The organism is Pseudonocardia endophytica, assembly GCF_004339565.1.
GTDB lineage: Bacteria > Actinomycetota > Actinomycetes > Mycobacteriales > Pseudonocardiaceae > Pseudonocardia > Pseudonocardia endophytica.
In genome coordinates this window covers 3,471,102-3,491,954 of the sequence record NZ_SMFZ01000002.1, presented here as the reverse complement: position 1 = coordinate 3,491,954, position 20,853 = coordinate 3,471,102, and the positions used below count along the sequence as shown (strand labels likewise).

Genomic DNA, 20,853 nt, shown 5'->3' with positions numbered 1-20,853 from the left:
CCCCGGCGCTCGACGTCCTTGATCCATATCGATCGTCGGTGAACGTCGACTCGGACGCCGGGCCGACGTCCGAGATGCCGGGATTCAACCCAGCGTGATCGTTGTCACACGAAGTGTCAGCGTCGTCTCAGCGCTTCTCCACGAAGAAGTCCAGCTCCGGATCGTCCCCGCCGCCGTAGCCGGACAGGTCGGTGACTCCGGACTCGGCCAGCGCGTCCTCGTCGATGAGGACGCGGCCGGTCGGGAGGGCCGGATCGGTGAGCAGCGCGACGGCGGCGTCGGCCATGATCTCCGGGCTCCGCGCCTTCGACGCCGCCTCCTCGCCGCCGAGCAGGTTCACGACGGCGGCCGTCGCGATCGTCGTCTGCGGCCAGAGGCAGTTCGCCCGCACCGAACCGGCGAACTCGGCCGCGAACCCGAGGGTCAGCAGTGTCATGCCGTACTTGGAGAGCATGTAGGGCGGGAACCTGCCGAGCCACGCCGGGTCGAGGTTGATCGGCGGGGACAGCGTCAGGATCTGCGCGTCGGAGGACTTCTGCAGGTGCGGCAGGCAGGCCCTGGTGAGCAGGTAGGTGCCGCGCGAGTTGATCGACTGCATCAGGTCGTAGCGCTTGGGCGTGACCTCGGCGGTGCCCGTGAGGTTCAGCGCGCTCGCGTTGTTGATCACGATGTCGACGCCGCCGAACGACTCGACGGCGGTGGCGACGGCGCGTTCGACGTCGGCCTCCTCGCGCACGTCACCGACGACCGCGACGGCCCTGCCGCCCGCCTGCTCGATCTCCGCGACGGCGGTGTGCACGGTGCCGGGCAGGCGCTCGTCGGGCTGGTCGGTCTTGGCCAGGATGACCGCGTTCGCGCCCTGGCGGGCGGCCGCGAGCAGGATGGCCAGACCGATGCCACGGCTCCCGCCGGACATCACGATCGTGCGGCCCTGCAGGGTCGGGCGGGCGTCGTCGCTCATGGGGGCACCGTAACAGTCAGCGCTGACTGTCCAGTCCGGCTCAGTGCCGGAGATGGGTCACACGCGCGGACCGCAACCGGTTCAGCGCTGCGGCGATCTCGTGGCGGCGCGGCAGCGCGAAGTCCGACAGCGCGCCGTGCGCGAGGCTCTCCAACCCGTCCTCGACGACGTCGCGGTCCAGCCCGTCGAGCACCTCGGCGACGCTCCGCTCGCCGTCCAGCAGGTTCGTCCGCACGGCGTGCGCCAGCGCCATCCCGACGCCGGTGACCTGCGAGGAGTCGGCGAGCTGGGCGACCGCGGACAGGTCGACGTCGTCGGCGCCGAACGTCAGCCGGGCCGTCCCTCGGGCGGTGACCTTGCGCCGCCCGCGCACCTCGGGGTCGACCGACGACGGGTCGACCACCCGGTGCGTCACCGGCGGGAACCCGGTGTGCTCGGCGGCCCGCTCCCCCGCCGCCGCGGCGGCCACCTCGTGCGCCCGCGCGGTGATCTCGTCGGCGCGGTAGGCGTCCATCAGGATCACCGTGTCGGCCTTGTCGAGGTAGTCCCCGGACCCGCCCATCACGAGCACGGTGGACACGCCGAGCTCCTCGTACAGCGGCCGGACGCGGTCCACGAACGGCACCAGCGGCTCGCGCTCCGGGGAGATCAGCCGCTGCATCCGCGCGTCGCGGATCATCACGTTCGTCGCCGACGTGTCCTCGTCGATCAGCAGCACGTCGGCGCCCGCCTCCAGCGCCTCGACGGTGGAGGCGGCCTGCGAGGTGGAGCCGGACGCCGCCGTCGTCGAGAAGTCGTCGGTCGGCTTGCCGTTCGGCAGGTGCGAGACGAACGCGCTGACGTCGACGCGGGTGACGCCGCGCTCGTCCTCGGCGCGGATCTTCACGGCGTCCGGCCGGGTCACGGTCCGCTCGCGGCCGTCGGCGGGCACGTGGTCGTACACGCCGGTCTCCAGCGCGCGCAGGAGCGTCGACTTGCCGTGGTAGCCGCCGCCGACGATCAGCGTGACGCCCTCCGGGACGCCCATGCCGTCGACCGGGCCGCTGTGCGGCGTGTCCAGCGTGACCCGCAGCGACGCCGGGGATGCGAACGGGACGGCGTCGCCCAGCGGGCGGTCGTCGACACCGCTGCGGCGCGGCAGCACGGCACCGTCCGCGACGAACCCGACGAGCCCACGGTCGGCGAGCTGCCCGCGCAGCGCCCTCGCGTCTTCCACGGTGTGCACGAACCGTCGACCCGCGTCGCGATCCACGTCGGACCAGCGCAACGCCGTGCGGACGGCGTCCGGCAGGTCGCCGGTGAGCGTCCGGGCCGCCTTGTGCCCGGCGATCCGCCGCCCGTTGCCCGGGAACGGCGCGCCCAGCTGCACCGTCACGGTCCCGTCCGGATCCACCCGGATCGCGCTGCGCTCCAGCACCTCCTGCCGTCCGGCGTCCACCGTGACCGGGGTGCCGGACAGCGCGTCGCGCAGCGCGCGGGCCAGGAAGCCGCCGAGCGCGCGGCGGCGCACGTCGTTGTCGCGCAGGTCCTCCGGGAGCTCGGCGGACTCCGGGGGCACGACGACCCGCAGCCGCGACGGCGGCGCGAACGGGTCCGACTGCACCCTGCGGACCTCGAGGGAGAACCCGTCCATCTCCCATGTGCCGGCCAGGCTCTTGTAGCGGCCGTAGCTCGCGCCGTCGAGCCGGTGCAGCGACGACGCGAACGCGTCCGTGTCGCCCAGGGTGCGGGTCATCGGTCGTGGGCTCCTCTCGTCCGGTGGGCGCGGGTGCGCGTCGGGGCGTTCCCGCTCCGACGCGTCCCAATCCTCCCGGTTCCCCGCTACCGCGCCCGCAACGTCGCGATCTCCAGCTGGTCGCCGGGCGGCGTTCCCGCGCAGCCGGTGCCCTTGCGGACGACGATCAGCGACGCGGTGTCGCCCGGCGGGTAGACCCGCAGCCCGTTGGACGGTGCGGGTCGGCATGCGGCCGCGTCGTAGTTCTGCACGTTCGTCAGCTTCAGGTCCGCGCCCGCCGACCCACCCGGCGCCAGCCGGACGTCGCCACCGCGCGGTCCGACCATCGCCGCCGACGGCCCGAGCTGGAACAGTCCGGATCCCTGCGTGTAGGAGACGCCAGGGAACCCGCGCAGCGTGCACGTCCGGCCGCTCGTGTTCGTGAGCACCAGCTCCTGGTGCACCGACCCGGCCGCGCCCTCGGCCTTCCCCAGGGAGGCCTTCAGCTCGGGTGTGGTGCAGCGGGTCGCCGCCGCACCGCCGCCCTGGCCACCACTACCCTGTCCGCCGCCGGAACCCGTCCCGTCCCGGGTCGGCTCCGCACCGGCCACGGGACTGGATGGCGCCGACGTCTCCGTCGGTGGTGCCGTCGTCTCCGGTGGCGCGGCCGCCGTCGAGGACGCGCCGCCCCCGTTCGGCCACTCCGGGCCGTCGCTCCCGCATCCGGCCAGCGCCACGACGGCCAGCGCGGCGGCCGCGATCCCGGCCAGCGTCCTGCCAGTGCATGTCATCGCTCTCCCCCGATCGTCGATGTCCTGCAACGGATAAGACGTCCGAGGCGGCTGTGGGTTGCGTATGACAACGATTCCCCGACGTAACGGCAGCGGGTCCGGCGCGAGTGAGTGTCCGACGTGGAGCGGGCCGGGGAGCGGACATGGACGTGCGCACGAGCGCACCGGCGGCGGTGGCCGGGATGGTCGGGCGGACCGACGACCTGGTCAGGCTGTGCCGTGCGACGGGCCGGGAGCGGCTCGTGACGGTCACCGGGCCGGGTGGGTGCGGCAAGACCCGGCTGGTGTTCGAGGCGGTCTCCACGGGGGGCGCCGGCGGCGTCGTCGAGCTCGCCGGGACGGGTCCGCACGCCGACCCGGCCGCCGCCGTGCTCGCCGCATGCGGGTTCCGCGAGGAGCCGGGCCGGGCCGCGGTCGACGTGCTCTGCGACCGGCTCGCCCGCGCTCCGCGGACGGTGGTCCTGGACAACTGCGAGCACCTGCGGGGCGCCGTCGCGGCACTCGTCGCGGAGCTGCTCGGACGGTGCGCGGAGCTCCGGGTCGTCGCCACCAGCCGGGTACCGCTCGGCGTGCCGGGCGAGGTCGTGCTGACGCTGTCCGGTCTGGATCCCGCGGGTGACGGCGCCGACCTGTTCCTGGAGCGCGCCCGCCGGGTGCAGCCGTCGCTGCCCGACGACGGGCCGACGCGCGCCACGGCGGTGGCGATCTCCGAGATGGCCGACGGGCTGCCGCTGGCGATCGAGCTCGCCGCGGCGCACGCCCGGTCGCTGCCGCTGGACGGGATCCGCGACGGGATGGCCGACCGGCTCCGCTTCCTGCGGGCACGCAACGGCACGACCGCCGGGCGGCACTCGTCGCTGCTGTCCTCGCTGGACTGGAGCGCCGAGCTCGTCGGGGCGCCCGCGCGATCGGCGCTGTGCGCGCTGGCGCTGCTCGACGGGCGGTTCGAGCTCGACGCCGCGCTGGCCGCGACCGGCGACCGCGAGGCGCTCGAGGCACTCGTCGACCACTGCCTGGTGCGCTTCGACGCCGCCGACGGGCGATACCTCCTGCTGGACACCGTGCGGGCCTACGGGCTGGACGGTCTCGACGACGCCGGCAGGCGGCACGCCCTCGACGGCCTCCTGGCATGGGCCGCTCGCCTGGCCGGCGACGTCCGCGCCGGACTGGAACGCGCCGATCCGGACGCGCTGCGACGCGTGGACCGCGCGGACGCGGCGCTGTGCAGCGTGCTCGACCGGTCGCTGGAGACCGGCGTCGGCCGTGACGTCGCGGCCGCGATCGCCACCGACATGGCGTTCGGCTGGTCGCTGCGCGGGCGGTGCGCGGAGGGTCTGTCCCGGACGACCCGCCTGGTCGCGACGCTGGACCCGGTGCCGCCCGGTCTCGCATGGGCGCACGGGTTCCTGGCCCTCTACGCGGGCGACGTCGACACCGGCCTGGCGTTCTCCGAGCAGGCCGTGCGGACCGGCGGGGACCGGGTCAGGGCCCGCGCGTTGATCGTGCTGGGCATGGTGCAGGCGTTCGTCGACCCGGCCGGGGCCGAACCGGTGCTCGCCGACGCCGAAGCCGCCGCCGCGGCGGCGGGTGACGACTGGGGACAGGTCGAGGCCGCGCAGATCCGGGCGTACACCCACGTCCACCGGTCCTCCGGCGCGGCCGCGCTGCGCTGCGCGGACGGCGTGCTGCCGGTGCTGGAACGGATGGGGCACGGCCAGCTCGCGGCGTGGGACGCGGCGATCCGGGCCGACGTCGCGGAGGCGGCGGGCCGTTACCCGGAGGCGCTGCGGGAGGGCTACCGCGGACTGGAGGCCGCGACGACCGTGGGCGAGCCGGTCAGCGCGGCCGGATCGTGGATCCCGCTGCTGCGTGCCCTGGTCGCCGTCGGGGACGTCGAGCAGGCCGGCCGCGTGCTCGACGACGGTCTCCGCTTCTTCGACGCGCATCCCGGGCTCGGCATCGACGGCTTCGTGTCGATCGGCACCGCGCTGGTGGCCTCGGCCGGCCCGGCGGCCGAGGCCGTCGACGCCGCGGCGGCCGCGGCGCAGTGCCCCGGCATGGTGCCGGTCGGGGCGGCCGAGGTGGGTCTCCTGCTGGGCGTGGCCCGGCTGCGCTCCGGCGATCCGTGCGGTGCACGGCGGGCCGCGGCGGAGGCCGCCGATGCGGCGCGGTCGCTGGGGCACCGGGGCTTCGTCGCCGTGGCGGACATGGTCGTCGCCGCGGCGGCGCGGGCGGAGGGCGGCACCGTCCCGCTCTCGGTGTTCGACCTGCTCGGCTCGATCCACGACGTCGGCCTGCGTCCTCTGGTCCCGGACGCGCTCGACCTCGTCGCAGCCCTGCACCGGGACGCCGGACGCGATCCCGCCGCCGCCCGGCTGCACGCCGCCGCGACCCACCTGCGGGCGGCTCTCGGCGTCGTCGCGAGCCCCCTGGCGCGCACGCTCGCGCCGCCGCCGGAGTGGTCGGCCGCCCCGGAGCTGGCCGGCGCACGGGCGGAGGGCGCGCGGTTCGGGGAGGCGGGCGCGGTCGGCTACGCGCGGAGGGCCAGGGGCCGGCGCGGGCGGCCGAGGGCGGGCTGGGACAGCCTGACCCCGACCGAGCGCGACGTCGTCGCGCTGGTGGCCACCGGCCGGTCGAACGCCGAGATCGGGGCGAGCCTGCTCGTCTCCCCCGGCACCGTCCGGACCCACCTGCGCAGCGTGTTCGCCAAGCTCGGGGTGACCAGCCGGACCGAGCTGGCGGCACGCGCCGCACAGGCCGGGTCGTAGGTTCCCTCTGCCGTGCGGCAGATGTTCACGCGACCGCGTCTCCCTAACGTCGCCGCCATGACGACACTTCGTGAGCACCCCAACGCCGTCCTGGTCCGTGAGCGGTTCGCCGCTCTGAACGCGGGCGACGTCGCCCCGTTCTACGACGCGGTCCGCGAGGACTTCCACAACGTCAACGACATCGGCGCCGGACCGTGGCACGAGAACCACGGCCGCGACGCGTTCTTCGGGTTCTTCGCCGACTTCGCGGGCCTCTTCGACGACGAGCCGTTCGGGCAGGAGGTGCTCGACGTCCTCGGCTGGGACGACCGGGTCCTGACGATCGTGCGGGAGACCGGCGTCGCCCAGGGGCAGCGCTTCGACAACCGGGCGCTCTACGTGCTCGGTGTGGACCCCGACGGGCGGTACACGTCGCTGTACACGACGGACATGGACCAGGAGACGATCCGCCGCTTCTGGGCCGGCGTCGCGCTGCCCGCGTCCGCGCCGGCCTGGGACGGCGCCGCGGTCGTGTGACGGTCCCGGCGCGCCGTGGCACACTCACGCCCCCACGTCGGAGCCCGACGGCCGCGGATCCCCGCGGGTCGTCGTCGTTCGTCCCGGGAGGACGCCCGTGCCCGCTCGCCGTGACGGCACTCCGCCCCGCTGGCTCAGGCCGACGAACCGTGTCCTGATGACGCTCAAGCGTCTCGGGGTCGGGAGCATGAAGGAGCTTCCGGTGCTCACGCTGCCCGGGCGGCGCAGCGGGCAGCCGCGCCGGACGCCGGTGTCCGTGCTGGAGTTCGAGGGCGGGCGCTACCTGCTCTGCGGCTACCCGACGGCCGAGTGGCCGCGCAACGCCCGCGCCAACGGCAACCGCGGGACGCTGAACGTGTCCGGTGCGGACGAGGCGATCCGGCTCGTCGAGCTCGACGAGCCGGACGCGCTCGAGATCCTGCGGGTCTGGCCGGTCGAGATCCCGCACGGCGCGAAGGTCATGAAGGACGCCGGAGTCGTCGACGAGGTGTCCCCGGAGGCGTTCGAGGGGCTCGTCGGCCGCTGCCCGGTGTTCCGGATCGAGCCCGACGGTGCGGCCGGGGACGGCACGTGAACCCTGCCGTTCCCACGGCGTCCGGAGCCCTGGGTGGGCAACGTGCCGCCCGATCGTCACGATCGTCCTGACGCCGCCTGCCGAGTGTGACGTTCGGGCGGTGCGGGCCACCCGAACGTCACACTCGAGTGACCGGAGACGTGTCTAGTCGACCGGGCGCCACGGGCGCGGCGGGAGCGTCGGCAGCCCGCTCGGCGAGCACTGCCCTCCGCGTTCTCCTGCCATCCGGAACACGAGCCAGCCGGAGATCGCGGCCAGGATCGACCCGGTCAGGATGCCGATCTTCGCCTCGGCGATCAGCAGGTCGTCGTCGAGCGCCAGCTCCGTGACGAACAGCGCGACCGTGAAGCCGATCCCGGACAGCGCCGACCCGCCGAGCAGCTGGCCCCAGCGCAGCGTGTCCGGCACCTTCCCGATGCCGGTGCGCAGCGCGATCCAGGTGGCGGCGGCGACGCCGATCGGCTTGCCGACGACGAGCCCGAGCACGATCCCCCACGTCAGCATCGACGTGAACGCCGCGGACAGCGTCGGGCCGTCCAGCACGACGCCGGCGTTGGCCAGCACGAACAGCGGAACGATCACGTAGCTCGACCACGGCTGGATGCGCAGCTGCAGCCGCTCGTTCGGCGACACCGCCTCGGCCGCGGCGGCCTGGGCGCTGCGGGCACGCTGCGGGGTCGGGTCGAGCAGGAAGCTCTTGCCGGCCAGCAGCGCGCCGGTCATCTCCTGGCGGCGCGGCGCGTACGCGTTCACCAGCAGACCGAGCGCGACGCCGACGACGCTCGGGTGCACGCCGGAGCGCAGGACGGCCAGCCAGGTCAGCACGCCGATCACGGCATAGAACGGCGTGCGCCAGAACCTCACGTAGCGCAGCGCCAGCAGACCGACCAGCAGCACGACGGCGACGAGCAGCGCAGGGGCGTCGATGTCGTCGGTGTAGAACAGCGCGATCGCGACGACGGCACCGATGTCGTCGACGATGGCCAGCGCCAGCAGGAACACCCGCAGCTGGTCGGGGCAGCGCGGGCCGAGCAGCGCGAGCACGCCGAGCATCACGGCCGTGTCGGTGGAGATCGCGATGCCCCACGCGTTCGCCGCCTCGCCCCCCGCGTTGAGCGCCAGGAACACCAGGGCCGGGACGACGAGCCCGCCGACGGCGGCCGCGGCGGGCGCGGCGAGTGCGCGGAAGCCCCGGAGCTCGCCCAGCGTCGTCTCCCGCGCGATCTCCAGGCCGACGGTCAGGAAGAACAGGACCATCAGGCCGTCGTTGACCCAGTGCCGCAGGTCGAGGTCCAGCTCCGCGCCGCCGAGCCGCATCGACAACGTGGTGTGCCAGAACGCCTCGTAGCCCGCCGGGAGGTTCGCCCAGACCAGTGCGATCACGGCGGCCGCGACGAGCAGCACCGCCGACCCCGACTCGGTCGTCAGGAAGCGCCGAGCCGCGGTCGAGAGATCGCCGCGATCGGCAAGGGTCGTGACCGCCATGCGTAGGATTCTGCCGGTGAGCAGCGTGCAGGCGTCCGGGGAGGTCCGTCACACATGACGACCCGGCTGGACCCGCCGGTCGGTCCGTACGACCACGTCCTCGGCCCGCCGGACGCCGAGCTCACGCTCGTCGAGTACGGCGACTACGAGTGCCCGTACTGCCGGGACGCCGCGATCGTGATCGACGACGTCCGCGCCAGGCTCGGCGACCGCCTGCGGTTCGTGTTCCGGCAGTTCCCGCTGCACGAGGTGCACCCGCACGCCATCGCGGCCGCCCTCGCCGCCGAGATGGCCGGCATCGAGGGCCGTTTCTGGGAGATGCACGACGCGATGTTCACCCCGGGACCGCCGCACCTGACCCAGGACGACCTGCGCGCGCACGCGTCGTCGGTCGGCGTTCGCCCGGAACGGGTCGTCTGGCCGGCCACCCAGATCGTCGAGGACCGCGTCGAGGCCGGCTTCAACGCGGCCGTGCGCACCGGTGTGCGCGGCACGCCGACGCTGTTCGTGAACGGCGAGCGCTACGAGGGCGACGTCACCGTCGACGCGCTCCTCGACGCGCTGGAGTCGCAGGCGCGGTCGGCGTAGTGCGACCGGACCCCGCCCGGCCTACGACGGGAGCTGGTCGGCGGTGACGAGCTGCATGTCGCGGAACGTGCCGGACAGGTCCTGCCGGTTCTGCGCGTGCACCCGGAACCCGAACCGTTCGTCCCGGTAGGCGCCCACGGCCACCCAGCCCCCTGCGCCGTCCTCGCCGAAGTAGACCGGCCCCTGTGGCACGAGCGCGATCTTCCACTCGGACTCGTAGCTCGTCCGCCCGGCCCCGGCGTCACGGACCGCGAGGGCCGCGTCGTCCGCGGACGCCCACTCGACGAACTCGGCCCTGGCGCGGGTGCGGGGGTGGTCGCAGGCGAGCACGGCGTCCGCGGTGTGCCCGGCGGACGTCGTGAGCGCCGGCGACGGGACGCAGCCGCGCCGCCCGATCTCGGGGAACGCGAGGCGCAGGGTGGTCGTGTCGGCCGGTGCCGCCGCGGCCGGCGGGGTCGCGCCCTGCCCGGTCAGCACGGCCGTCACGAGGGCGGCTCCGACCAGGATCGCGACCGCGACCACCACCGTGACGACGACCCCGATGCGGCGGCTGCGAGGCGGCTCCCCAGCCGGCGGAACGCTCTCCGCGGGTGGAGTGCCGTCCGCCTGCGGGAGGGCGGAGGAGTCGTCCGCCGGCACCGGGAGCGTGCACGGCGCCGTCCCGTCCAGCCGTTCGGCGGTCGCGTGGTCCGGTCGACGGGGCGGACCGGCGGCGCGTCGGTCTCTCTGGCCGTGTCCGGCGTGGTCGGGTCCGGCGTGGTCGGGTCCGGGCCGCCCGTCCTGCGGCGCCGAAGCAGCCCTGCGCGCGTCGTCGGCGTCCGGTCGGAGGGCCTCCGAGGCGCGGCGGGCCAGCTCCCCCGCCGACGACGGCCGCGCGGCCGGGTCCTTCGCCATCCCGTCGCGCACCACCCCGCTCAGCCCCGACGGAAGATCCGGCCGCGCGGCGGCCGGGTCCGGGGGCGGGGTGTGCAGGTGGTGGTGGAGCAGCTGCGCGGGGGCTCCGTCGAACGGGCGGCGACCGGTCAGCGTCTCGTACAGCACGCAGGCCAGCGCGTAGACGTCCGCGCGACGGTCCGCGGTCGCACCGGCGACCACCTCGGGCGCCAGATAGGCGAGCGTGCCGGGCGCGGCGTCGGAACCGGTCAGCGCGGGCCCGGTGCCGGGGTCGACCGACCGGGCGATCCCGAAGTCGGCCAGGTGCACGAACCCGTCCGGCTCCCCCACCAGCACGTTCGACGGCTTCACGTCCCGGTGCACGAGCCCGGCCGCGTGCGCCGCGTCCAGCGCGTGGGCGACCTGCTCGACGGTGCGCACCGCCCGTTCCGGAGGCAGCGGGCCGTCGCCGAGCAGGGTGTCCAGCCCACGGCCGTCGACGAGGCGCATGTCGAGGAACAGCACGCCGTCGATCTCGCCGAAGTCGTGGATCGGGACGACGTGCGGCGACGACAGCCGGGCCGCCAGCCGGCATTCGCGACGGAACCGCTCCCGGTACCGCGGGTCGTCGGCGAGCACCTCGTTGAGCCGCTTCAGCGCGACGGTGCGTTCGCGGCGGGTGTCGAACGCGCGGTGGACCGTTCCCATCCCGCCCCTGCCGAGCAGCTCCCCGACCCGGTACGGCCCGAACGACCCCGCCTCGTCCACGGCTCCCTCCCCCGCCGCGATCACCGTAGCCGGTCGGTACGGACGTGACACCGGCGCCGATCACGCGCACCGACGTCACCTCCGCACCACGCTGCGGCGGGGTGGCAGCGGAGTCAGACGCGCGCGGGCGTCCGTTCGCGGTCCTGCACGGCCTCGATCTCGTCGAGACTCAGATGCGCCGTCTCGCGGGCGCTGTACGCGGCCCCGGCTGCGACCAGGCAGATCACCGCACCGAACACGGCGACCGGTACCCAGCCGCCCGTCGTGTCCCCCGCGAGGCCCGCGGCGATGGTCGGGGCGAACCCGCCGAGGGCGAACCCGATCTGGGTGCCGACCGCGGTGCCGGTGAGGCGGACCCTCGCCGGGAACATCTCGCCGTAGAACGCCGGCCACACGCCGTTCGCGGCGCTGTAGACCACCCCGGACAGCAGGATCCCGGTCACGAAGATCAGCACGTAACCGCCGGCGGACACCGCCCACAGGTAGGCGGCCAGCGCGAGAGCGCTGCCCAGCGCACCGACGACGAACACCGGACGGCGGCCGATCCGGTCGGCGAGCGCGGCCAGCAGCGGGATGGCGGCGAGCGCGACGACGTTGGCGCTGACCACGACCCACAACATCGTCGAGCGGTCCAGCCCGACGGTGTTCACGGCGAACGACAGCGCGAACACCGTCATCAACGTGCTGACCGAGGCGACGGTCGCGGCGAGCGTGACGCGCAGCAGGTTCGGCCAGTGGTCACGCAGCAGTGCGGCGACCGGCAGCCGGTCCGCCTTCGTGGGGGCGGGCGCGCCGTCCGGGGTCGCGCCGGCGATCTCGGCCTCGAACACCGGTGTCTCGCGCAGCGTCCGGCGGATCAGCACCCCGGCGACGAGCACGACGACGCTCGCCCAGAACGGCACCCGCCAGCCCCAGCTCAGCAGCGCGTCCTCCGGCAGCATCGCGATCGGCAGGAACACCGCGGTCGCGATGATCTGGCCGGCCTGGGTCCCGGAGAGCGTGAAGCTGGTGAAGTAGGCCCGCCGGCGCTGCGGTGAGTGTTCGAGCGTCATCGAGTTCGCGCCGGCCTGCTCGCCGCCCGCGGACAGCCCCTGCAGCAGCCGGCAGGTCACCAGCAGCGCCGGGGCGAGCACCCCCGCCGTCGCGAACGACGGCAGGAAGCCGATCGCGACCGTCGCGACCCCCATCATCAGCAGGGTCGCGACGAGCACCTTCCTCCGCCCGAAGCGGTCCCCGATGTGTCCGAACAGGACGGCGCCGAGCGGCCGGGCGACGTAGCCGACACCGAACGTGGCCAGGGCCAGCAACGTCCCGGCGGCCGGGCTCGTATCGGGGAAGAACACCTTGTCGAACACGAGCGCCGCCGCCGTGCCGTAGATGAAGAAGTCGTAGTACTCCAGCGCGCTGCCGATCCAGGCCGCCAGCGCGGCCCGCTTCGGCTGGGCGGTCGGGGACGAGGGGTCACTCACCGGGACCTCCGGACGTGTGCGTCGTTGCAGGCACTCCGCGGCCGCGCCGCGCTTATGTACCGTCTAGTTACGTACCGGATAGTGAGTTGAGAGTCGGGGGCTGTCAAGCCCCCGTGCTCAGTCCTGGCCCACGTGTGCGGTCAGGTACTCCACGACCAGATCACCGACCATCCGCCGGTACTGCGCCCGGCGGCCGTGTTCCAGCAGGTCGCGGCCGAAGATCGCGCTGAACGTGTGCCGGTTCGCCACCCGGAACACGCAGAACGCACTGATCATCATGTGCACGTCGAGGGCGTCCACGTCGTCGCGGAACAGGCCCGACGCGCGGCCGCGGGTCAGGATGCCGTCCAGGACGTCCACCGCCGGACCGGCCAGCCCGGCGAGCACCGGGGACGTGCGCAGGTGCTCGGCGTGGTGGATGTTCTCGATCGCCACCAGGCGGATGAAGTCCGGATGCGCCTCGTGGTGGTCGAACGTCAGCTCGGCGACCGCGCGCACGGCGCGGGCCGGGGCGAGGTCGTCGACCTCGAGGTCCTGCTCCAGCGCCCGGATGCCGACGTAGGCCCGCTCGAGAACGGCCAGGTAGAGGCCCTGCTTCGAGCCGAAGTAGTAGTACAGCATCCGCTTGGTCGTGCGCGTGCGCGCGGCGATCTCGTCCACCCGGGCACCGGCGTAGCCGCGCTCGGCGAACTCCCCGGTCGCCTCGTCCAGGATGTCCGCGCGCGTCCGCTCCGGGTCGCGCCGGCGACCGGCATGCTCCGGCGCTGCCGCCACGTGTGGACCTCCTCGCTCGCGCACCCGCTCGCCGGACGGTACCCCGCGGGATGCCCGTCACTCTGGCGCGGCGCGCTCACCATCCGGTACAACTAACCAGACAGTACAAAGAGTCGTCGGGAGGCAGCGTGCGTGCCAGCCAGACCGTCACCGGGACGGACCGCCTGCGAACCGGGCTCGTCGGCGCCGGGATCGGCCCGTCCCTGTCGCCCGCGCTGCACGAGCGGGAGGCGGACGCGCTCGGCCTGCCGCTGCGCTACGACCGGTGGGACCTGGACGCGATGGGCGTCGACACGGCCGACGTCGGCACGGTCCTCGACCACGCTCGCGCCGCGGGCTACCGCGGGCTGAACGTCACGCACCCCGCCAAGCAGGCGGTCATCGCCCATCTCGACGGGCTGTCCCCTGACGCCGCCGCCATCGGAGCGGTGAACACCGTCGTGATCGGCGCGGACGGGTCGTTGACCGGCCACAACACGGACTGGACCGGTTTCCGCGACGGGCTGCGGGACGGGCTCCCAGGTGTGCGCCCGGAGCGGGTGGTGCTGCTCGGCGCCGGCGGTGCCGGCGCGGCGGCCGGCTACGCGCTCGCCCGCGAGGGCGTGCGGTGGCTGCACGTCGTGGACGTCGACGGCGGGCGCGCGACGGCGCTGGCGGCCGCGCTGGCCCCGCAGCTGTCCGCGGGTTCGGTCGCCACCGGGCACGGCCGCGACGAGCTCGAGGACCTCCTGCCGCACGCCGGCGGGCTCGTGCACGCCACCCCGGTCGGGATGGCCGCGCACCCCGGGTCACCCTGTGACGCCGCGCTGCTCGCCCACCGGCCGTGGGTCGCGGAGATCGTCTACCGCCCGTTGGACACGGCGCTGCTGGCGGACGCGCGTGCGGCCGGCTGCCGGACCGTCGACGGCGGGCGGATGGTGGTGCACCAGGCCGCCGAGGCGTTCCGGCTGTTCACCGGCCGCACCCCGGACACCGGACGCATGCTCGGCCACCTCGCCGAGCTGGTCGGCGCCGAGCAGGGCTGTGGGCACGGCTCCGAGCACGGCTCCGGGCACGGCTCCGAGCGGGACGGTGCGGACGACGAGGGGAACGGCGCAGGCCGTGTCGCCTGAGAGCCCGCACCTGTCCCTGGCCACGGTGTGCCTGTCCGGCACGCTGGAGGACAAGCTGCACGCGGCGGCCGTCGCCGGCTTCGACGGCGTCGAGGTGTTCGCCCCGGATCTGATCGCCGAGGCGCTGTCGCCCGACGAGATCGGCCACCGGTGCCGGGACCTGGGACTGTCCGTCGAGCTCTACCAGCCGCTGCGCGACATCGACTCGACCGACCCGGACCGGTTCGCCGCCAACCTGCGCCGCGCCGACGCCACGTTCGACGTCATGTCCGGCCTCGGCGCGGACACCGTGCTGGTCTGCTCGTCGGTCTCGCCGGACACCGTCCCCGACCGCGACCGTCTCGCCGGTCAGTTGCACACGCTGGCCGAGCGTGCCCACGCCCGCGGGATGCGGATCGCCTACGAGGCGCTGGCCTGGGGACGTCACGTGCACACGTGGGACGCGTCGTGGGAGGCCGTGCGTGTCGCCGACCACCCCGCGCTCGGGATGTGCCTGGACTCGTTCCACGTACTGGCGCGCGGGTCGGACCCGGCGCCGATCGCCGACGTCCCCGGCGAGAAGATCTTCTTCCTGCAGCTCGCGGACGCGCGCGAGGTGTCCATGGACGTGCTCAGCTGGAGCCGCCACCACCGGCTCTTCCCGGGACAGGGCGCCTTCGACCTGCCCGGGTTCCTCGGGCCGGTCCTCGACGCCGGCTACTCCGGCCCGCTGTCGCTGGAGGTCTTCAACGACGTGTTCCGCCAGTCCGACCCGGTGCGCACCGCGGTCGACGCCCGACGGTCGTTGCTCGCGCTCGCCGAGGCCACCGCGCAGCGCGGCAGCGGCGCCGACCCGGTCGCGACGCCGCCCGCGATCTCCGGACCCGCGTTCGTCGAACTGCGGGACCCGGGCGCGGGACCGCACGGCGAGCTCGGCGGGGTGCTGCACGCGCTCGGCTTCACCCGGACCGGCGTGCACCGCACGAAGCCGGTGGAGCGCTGGGAGCAGGGCGACGCGCGGCTGCTGGTGAACGCCGCCGGCGAGGACGGCAGCAGCGCGATCGCCGCGATCGGCGTCGAGTCGGCCGACCCGCGGGCCGCCGCCCGGCGGTCCGAGCGGCTCTGTGCCCCACCGCTGCCCCGCCGGACGGGGCCCGGCGAGGCCGACCTCACCGAGGTCGCCGCGCCGGACGGCACGTCGGTGCTGTTCTGCCGCTCCGCTCCGGACGGACCGGGCCCGGCCTGGTCGCAGGACTTCGTGCCGACCGGTGACCCGGTCGCGGCGGGCACCGGTGTCGCCGGGATCGACCACATCGGACTGACCCAGCCCTACGACGCGTTCGACGAGGCCGTGCTGTTCCACCGGGCGGTCCTCGGTCTGGACACGGTCGCCGACGGCGAGTTCGCGGCGCCGTTCGGACTCGTCCGGAGCCGCGCGCTCGCCGACGACGCGCGCCGGACCCGGATCGCGCTGACCGTCTCGCTGCTGCGGCGCGGCAGCTGGGGTCCGGCCGTCACCGACCCGCAGTACGTCGCGCTCGCCACCGACGACGTGCTGGCCACCGCGTCCGCCGCCCGCGCCGCCGGGGTGCGGCTCCTGGACGTGCCGTCGAACTACCACGACGACCTGGCCGCCCGACTGGACCTGCCGGCGGACCGGATGGCCGCCTACCGCGAGCTCGGCGTGCTGCACGAGCGCGACGCCGACGGCGACCTGCTGCAGGTCTGCACGGAGCTGCTCGGTGGGCGGCTGTTCCTCGCGCTCGTCCAGCGCACCGGCCGCCACGACGGGCACGGCTGGGCCGACGCGCCGGTCCGGATGGCCGCGCACCGGCGGTCCCGCAGGAACGCGACGACGGCCTGACGGCCCGGTCCGACGGCGCAGTCAGCCCGGGCCGGGGACGTGCTTGGCGCGCAGGTACTCCCCCACCGACTTGCCGATCTGGTCGACCCGCAGGTTCGCCGACCCGCCGCTGCCGAGCAGCCCGACGAGCACCAGGTGCACGGCGCGCAGGTGCGGGAACTCGTGGCGGACGATCGCGCCACCCGCCTCCGGCAGCAGCTCCGCGGCGCGCTTCGTGGTGAGCGTGGCGCGCAACCACTCCCAGTGCTCCGGATCGGTCGCCCAGACCCCGACGTTCGCGTTGCCGCCCTTGTCCCCCGCGCGGGCGTAGGTGAGCGTTCCCAGCTCGACCGGTGATCCGGTCGGTGCGGGCAGGTCGGGCTCCGGGTGCGCCGGTTGGGCCGTCTCCTCCGGCGTCGCCGTCCGGGACGCGCGGGGCACCTCGACGCGGGAGCCGTCGTCGAGCACGGCGTGGTGGTCGAGCAGCGCCGACTCCAGCAGGGCCGGCCAGTACTCGATCCGCGGCCACGGTTCGGACGCCCGGGGCGCGTGCCCGTCGTGGTGGAAGCCCGGGAACCCCTGCAGGTAGAGCGACCCGACAGCCGGAGCGAACCGCCGCAGCGGCTCCTTCTCCCGGGCCGTGGCGATCACCCGGATCGGAACGGTGGCCTCCCACTGGGTGGCCGGGTCGACGGCGGCGACGCCGAGCGGGGTGACGTCGAGCTGGTCGACGTGCCCCTCCAGCGCGGCGCGCAGCTGGTCGCGCAGCAGCGCCACCTTCCCGTCGACGTCCGGAGCGGTGCAGAACAGCATCGTCGAGATCTCGTAGCCGATCGGGGCGAACACGGCGACCTTCGCCGTCGGCGGTGGCGGCGAGCCGGTCACCGGCCCGATCGCCACCCGGTCCGGGCCCTCCTGGGTGAGCGCCGCGGTGTCCAGGTGCACCGTGACGTCCGGGTTCAGGTAGCGCGGGCCCTGGATCTCGTAGAGCAGCTGCGCGGTGACGGTGTCCACCGTGACGGCGCCGCCGTCGCGGGCGTGCTTGGTGATCACCGACGAGCCGTCGGCCGCGATCTCGCCGATCGGGAACCCGGGCCGGGTGATGCCGGGGATCGTCCGGAACCCGGAGAAGTTGCCGCCGGTGGCGTGCGCGCCGCACTCGATGACGTGCCCGGCCGTGACGGCGCCCGCGAGCGCGTCGAACTCGTCCGGATCCCAGCCGTGCCACCAGGCCGCCGGGCCCGCGGTGAGCGATGCGTCGGTGACCCGTCCGGTGATCACGATGTCGGCGCCGGCGGCCAGCGCGGCCGCGATGCCGAACCCGCCGAGGTAGGCGTTCGCGGCGATCGGCCGGGCGCCCCAGTCCTTCAGTGGTGCGCCGGTGTCCAGGTGCTCCATGCCGTGACCGTCGGTGTGGAACTCGTCGAGCCGCCCGTGCACGCCGTCGCCCGCGACGGTGGCGACCCTCAGCGACAGCCCCGCGTCGGCGATCCGGTCGCGGAGCTCGTCGGCCATGCCGGGCGGGTCGAACCCGCCGGCGTTCGTGACCACCCGGATCCCGCGCCGGGCGATCTCCGGCAGGTGCGGCGTGAGCTGGTCGAGCGCGTACTCGACGTATCCGGGCTTCCCGCGTCCGGCCGCTGCGGCGAGTGCGGCCAGGGTGATCTCGGCGAGGTAGTCGCCCATCAGGACGTCCACCGGATCGCCCGCCATGGCCTCGTCGACGGCGGTGAAACGGTCGCCGAGGTAGCCGGAGACGTTGCCGATGCGGACGGGTCGCTGGGCCATGCCCGCGACGTTAACCGCTCGACCTCCACGGCGGTTACCACGCCCACGGGCGCCGGATCACCGATCATCGGTCCGTTGACGGCTCCCGCGGTCCTCACGCACGGTGCTCGGGTGTATACCGGCGCGGTGACGACGTACACCAGGCGTTTCGACGAGCTCGGCGCGACCGACGTGGAGACGGCCGGGGGCAAGGGCGCGAACCTCGGCGAGCTGACCCGGGCCGGCCTGCCGGTGCCGCCGGGGTTCGTCGTCGTGACGCCCGCCTACGACGCGTTCGTCGCCGCGAACGGGCTGCAGGCGCGCATCGACGCGGGTGGACCGGCGGAGATCCGGGCGGCGTTCGAGGCGGGCACGGCGCCGGAACCGGTCGCCGCCGCCGTCACGGCCGCGCTGACCGAGCTCGGTTCCGGGCCGCTCGCGGTGCGCTCGTCGGCCACCGTCGAGGACGTCGCCGACACCAGCGCGGCCGGTCAGCAGGACACGTACCTGAACGTCGAGGGCCCGGACGCCGTGCTGGACGCCGTCCGGCGGTGCTGGGCGTCGCTGTTCACCGACCGCGCGCTCGCCTACCGCGCGAGCCGCCGGATCGCGCCGGAGGGCGTGCGGCTCGCCGTCGTCGTGCAGCGGATGGCCGACGCCGAGGCGTCCGGTGTGATGTTCACGGCGAACCCGTCGAACGGGCGGCGCGACCAGCTCGTGATCGGGGCGGCGTGGGGGCTCGGCGAGTCCGTCGTCGGCGGCACGGTCAGCACGGACGACCACGTCGTCGACGCGGCCACCGGCGCCGTGCTGTCCCGCACCGTCGCGGACAAGACGGTGATGACGGTCCCGACCCCGACCGGCACCGAGGAACGGCCGGTCCCGCCGGAGCGCAGGCGCGCGCCGGTGCTCGACGACGACGCCGTCCGCGAGCTGGCCGCGCTCGGCACCCGGATCGCGGCGCACTACGGCAGCCCGCAGGACGTCGAGTGGGTGCGCACCCCGCTCGGCTTCGTGGTCGTCCAGTCCCGGCCGGTGACGGCGTTGCCGGAGCCGATGGCCGACCCGCCGGCGGACTGGCCGATCCCGTACGACGGCGGCTGGTACTTCCGCGCCAGCATCGTCGAGCAGATGCCGGACCCGCTGACGCCGCTGTTCGCCGACCTCGTCGACGGCGCCGTCACCCGTTCGATCACCAGGCTGATGAACGGCGTGATGGGCCACGGCGCGGTGCGCGACGGCGACGTGTCGCTGCCGACGGTGAACGGCTACGCCTACTACTTCTACCGGACGTCGTCGCTGGTCCGGATGCTCGGCGCGACGCCGACGGCGCTGCGGGCCATGGCCGGTCGGCCGGTGGAGGGCGCGCCGCCGTTCGGGCTCGACGGGTGGCGGGACCGGGCGCACCCGGAGTACGAGCGGACCGTCGCGGACTGGACCGCGCGCGACGCGGCCGGTCTCACACCGTCGCAGCGCTACGACGGCGTCGTCGCCCTCCTGGACGCCGGGTGCGTCTACTACACCTCCGTCCAGTCGATCATCCCGCTGGCCGCGACGAGCGAGCTGGCGTTCCGCGCGTTCCACGACCGTCTCGTCCGCCGCGACGGCGAACCGGCCGGTTACCAGCTGCTGCTCGGGTTCGACTCCCGTCCGGTGCTCGCCGAGAAGTCGCTGTTCGACCTCGCGACGGCGGCCCGCACCGACGGCGTCACGGACGTCCTGACCGGATCCGACGGCGTGACGCTCGCCGGACACCTGCCGCCGTCGAGCCCGCCGGACGGCGCCGACCCGGACGCGTGGACCCGCTGGTGCGCCCGCCTGGCCGAGCACCTCGACCGCTACGGCCACACCGTCTACAACCTGGACTTCGCCGACCCGGTCCCGGCCGACGACCCGGCCCCGGTGCTGGACTCCGTCCGCTTCCACCTCCTCGGTAGCGGGACCGACCCGTACACCCGGCAACGAGCGGCGGCCGGCGAGCGGGACCGCTGGACCCGCGACATCGACGCCCGGCTGGACCCGCTGCGCCGCAGGATCTTCACTGCGCTGCTGAGCTGGGCGCAGGACACCGGCCCGGTCCGCGAGGACGCGCTCGCGGACATGGGCCTGGCCTGGCCGCTGATGCGCCGCATGCTGCTCGGGATCGGTGCCGGGCTGGTCGACGCCGGGACCGTGGACGAGCCAGCGGACGTGTTCTGGCTGCGCGGCACCGAGCTGCGCAGCGCGCTCGACGGCGGCGCCGATCCCGACCTGCGCGCCCGGATCGCCGAGCGCCGGATGCTGTGGCGGGGACGCCGGACCGTCACCGCGCCGCAGCTGCTGCCCGAGCACCCGGCGATGAAGGCCCTGCTGGCCCGCGTCATGCCGGCCTCCGACCAGGCGCAGACCGGCGCCACGATCACCGGGGTGGCGGCCAGCGGCGGCCGGGTCACCGCTCCGGCCCGCGTCGTCGACGGCCCCGGCGGGTTCGCCGACCTGCGGCCCGGCGAGGTGCTCGTCGCCCGGATCACGACGCCGGCCTGGACGCCGTTGTTCACCCGTGCCGCGGCCGTCGTCACCGACGTCGGCGGGCCGCTGAGCCACAGCTCGATCGTCGCCCGCGAGTACGGCATCCCGGCCGTGCTCGGCACCGGGTCGGCCACCGGGCGGATCCGCACCGGTCAGCAGGTGCTCGTGGACGGCGACCGCGGCGCGGTGACCCTGCTGGAGGACGGGGCGACTCCCGAGGAGCCCGACGCGCCGAGCCGCCGGACCGGAGCCGTCCTGGCGGTCGCCGGCGGGTTGGGCGCCGCGGCCGTGCTCGCCGTGCGACGACGGCGTCGGCGCGCCAGTGGGTGAGCGGCCCGCCCGCCCGGCTCGGCACGGCGTGAG

General features: G+C 74.8%; 15 protein-coding genes. 7 read left to right on the top strand and 8 right to left on the bottom strand.

The window, feature by feature from the left end; all coding sequences use genetic code 11:
* Positions 1-127: 127 nt before the first annotated feature.
* The 3 genes from EV378_RS34835 to EV378_RS34825 all read right to left on the bottom strand — a co-directional run bounded on the left by EV378_RS34835 (position 128) and on the right by EV378_RS34825 (position 3,466).
* Positions 128-961 carry an SDR family oxidoreductase gene (locus EV378_RS34835; protein WP_132432278.1) on the bottom strand — a complete coding sequence of 278 codons (834 nt, stop codon included), beginning with the start codon at positions 959-961 and terminating at the stop codon, positions 128-130.
* Between the two features lie 40 nt (positions 962-1,001).
* On the bottom strand, positions 1,002-2,696 hold the full coding sequence (locus EV378_RS34830; protein WP_132432276.1) for an ABC-ATPase domain-containing protein: 1,695 nt from the start codon (positions 2,694-2,696) through the stop codon (positions 1,002-1,004).
* A gap of 86 nt (positions 2,697-2,782) precedes the next feature.
* On the bottom strand, positions 2,783-3,466 hold the full coding sequence (locus EV378_RS34825; protein WP_132432274.1) for a DUF4232 domain-containing protein: 684 nt from the start codon (positions 3,464-3,466) through the stop codon (positions 2,783-2,785).
* Positions 3,467-3,609: 143 nt separating this feature from the next.
* Between EV378_RS34825 and EV378_RS34820 the strand changes: the two genes are divergently transcribed.
* The 3 genes from EV378_RS34820 to EV378_RS34810 all read left to right on the top strand — a co-directional run bounded on the left by EV378_RS34820 (position 3,610) and on the right by EV378_RS34810 (position 7,324).
* Positions 3,610-6,234 (top strand): helix-turn-helix transcriptional regulator, encoded by a 2,625-nt coding sequence (locus EV378_RS34820; protein ID WP_132432272.1) that lies wholly within the window; start codon positions 3,610-3,612, stop codon positions 6,232-6,234.
* A gap of 57 nt (positions 6,235-6,291) precedes the next feature.
* A complete protein-coding gene (locus EV378_RS34815; protein ID WP_165922623.1) occupies positions 6,292-6,750 on the top strand; it encodes a nuclear transport factor 2 family protein in 459 nt (152 codons plus the stop codon).
* 157 nt (positions 6,751-6,907) lie between these two features.
* Positions 6,908-7,324, top strand: coding sequence for a PNPOx family protein (locus tag EV378_RS34810; protein WP_243653915.1), 417 nt, complete (start codon positions 6,908-6,910; stop codon positions 7,322-7,324).
* A gap of 144 nt (positions 7,325-7,468) precedes the next feature.
* On the opposite strand, the gene nhaA is transcribed toward EV378_RS34810, so the two are convergent.
* Entirely contained in the window at positions 7,469-8,809 is a 1,341-nt protein-coding gene (gene nhaA, locus EV378_RS34805; RefSeq protein ID WP_132432266.1) for a Na+/H+ antiporter NhaA, read from the bottom strand.
* 54 nt (positions 8,810-8,863) lie between these two features.
* On the opposite strand from nhaA, the gene EV378_RS34800 reads away from it, so the two are divergent.
* A complete protein-coding gene (locus EV378_RS34800) occupies positions 8,864-9,397 on the top strand; it encodes a DsbA family protein (protein ID WP_132432264.1) in 534 nt (177 codons plus the stop codon).
* 21 nt (positions 9,398-9,418) lie between these two features.
* On the opposite strand, the gene EV378_RS34795 is transcribed toward EV378_RS34800, so the two are convergent.
* The 3 genes from EV378_RS34795 to EV378_RS34785 form a co-directional block, all read right to left on the bottom strand.
* Positions 9,419-11,038: a serine/threonine-protein kinase gene (locus tag EV378_RS34795; protein ID WP_132432262.1), complete on the bottom strand. Its 1,620-nt coding sequence runs from the start codon at positions 11,036-11,038 to the stop codon at positions 9,419-9,421.
* 113 nt (positions 11,039-11,151) lie between these two features.
* Positions 11,152-12,507, bottom strand: coding sequence for an MFS transporter (locus EV378_RS34790; RefSeq protein WP_132432260.1), 1,356 nt, complete (start codon positions 12,505-12,507; stop codon positions 11,152-11,154).
* A 117-nt stretch (positions 12,508-12,624) separates the two neighbouring features.
* The gene (locus EV378_RS34785; RefSeq protein WP_132432258.1) at positions 12,625-13,281 is read right to left on the bottom strand and encodes a TetR/AcrR family transcriptional regulator; all 657 of its coding nucleotides are present in this window, start codon (positions 13,279-13,281) and stop codon (positions 12,625-12,627) included.
* 128 nt (positions 13,282-13,409) lie between these two features.
* On the opposite strand from EV378_RS34785, the gene EV378_RS34780 reads away from it, so the two are divergent.
* Together EV378_RS34780 and EV378_RS34775 are read left to right on the top strand one after the other, a co-directional pair.
* Positions 13,410-14,393 (top strand): shikimate dehydrogenase, encoded by a 984-nt coding sequence (locus EV378_RS34780; RefSeq protein WP_243653914.1) that lies wholly within the window; start codon positions 13,410-13,412, stop codon positions 14,391-14,393.
* Positions 14,383-16,236 (top strand): sugar phosphate isomerase/epimerase and 4-hydroxyphenylpyruvate domain-containing protein, encoded by a 1,854-nt coding sequence (locus EV378_RS34775; protein WP_243653913.1) that lies wholly within the window; start codon positions 14,383-14,385, stop codon positions 16,234-16,236. Before EV378_RS34780 ends, EV378_RS34775 begins: the two co-directional genes overlap by 11 nt.
* Positions 16,237-16,257: 21 nt before the next feature.
* On the opposite strand, the gene EV378_RS34770 is transcribed toward EV378_RS34775, so the two are convergent.
* Positions 16,258-18,003 carry an acyclic terpene utilization AtuA family protein gene (locus EV378_RS34770; protein WP_132432254.1) on the bottom strand — a complete coding sequence of 582 codons (1,746 nt, stop codon included), beginning with the start codon at positions 18,001-18,003 and terminating at the stop codon, positions 16,258-16,260.
* Positions 18,004-18,129: 126 nt separating this feature from the next.
* Between EV378_RS34770 and EV378_RS34765 the strand changes: the two genes are divergently transcribed.
* A complete protein-coding gene (locus EV378_RS34765) occupies positions 18,130-20,820 on the top strand; it encodes a PEP/pyruvate-binding domain-containing protein (RefSeq protein WP_132432252.1) in 2,691 nt (896 codons plus the stop codon).
* Positions 20,821-20,853: the final 33 nt, after the last annotated feature.

Coding starts and splice junctions, on each gene's coding strand:
- EV378_RS34835 (WP_132432278.1), bottom strand. CDS start 961: ATGAGCGACGACGCCCGCCCGACCCTGCAGGGCCGCACGATCGTGATG.
- EV378_RS34830 (WP_132432276.1), bottom strand. CDS start 2,696: ATGACCCGCACCCTGGGCGACACGGACGCGTTCGCGTCGTCGCTGCAC.
- EV378_RS34825 (WP_132432274.1), bottom strand. CDS start 3,466: ATGACATGCACTGGCAGGACGCTGGCCGGGATCGCGGCCGCCGCGCTG.
- EV378_RS34820 (WP_132432272.1), top strand. CDS start 3,610: ATGGACGTGCGCACGAGCGCACCGGCGGCGGTGGCCGGGATGGTCGGG.
- EV378_RS34815 (WP_165922623.1), top strand. CDS start 6,292: ATGACGACACTTCGTGAGCACCCCAACGCCGTCCTGGTCCGTGAGCGG.
- EV378_RS34810 (WP_243653915.1), top strand. CDS start 6,908: ATGACGCTCAAGCGTCTCGGGGTCGGGAGCATGAAGGAGCTTCCGGTG.
- nhaA (WP_132432266.1), bottom strand. CDS start 8,809: ATGGCGGTCACGACCCTTGCCGATCGCGGCGATCTCTCGACCGCGGCT.
- EV378_RS34800 (WP_132432264.1), top strand. CDS start 8,864: ATGACGACCCGGCTGGACCCGCCGGTCGGTCCGTACGACCACGTCCTC.
- EV378_RS34770 (WP_132432254.1), bottom strand. CDS start 18,003: ATGGCCCAGCGACCCGTCCGCATCGGCAACGTCTCCGGCTACCTCGGC.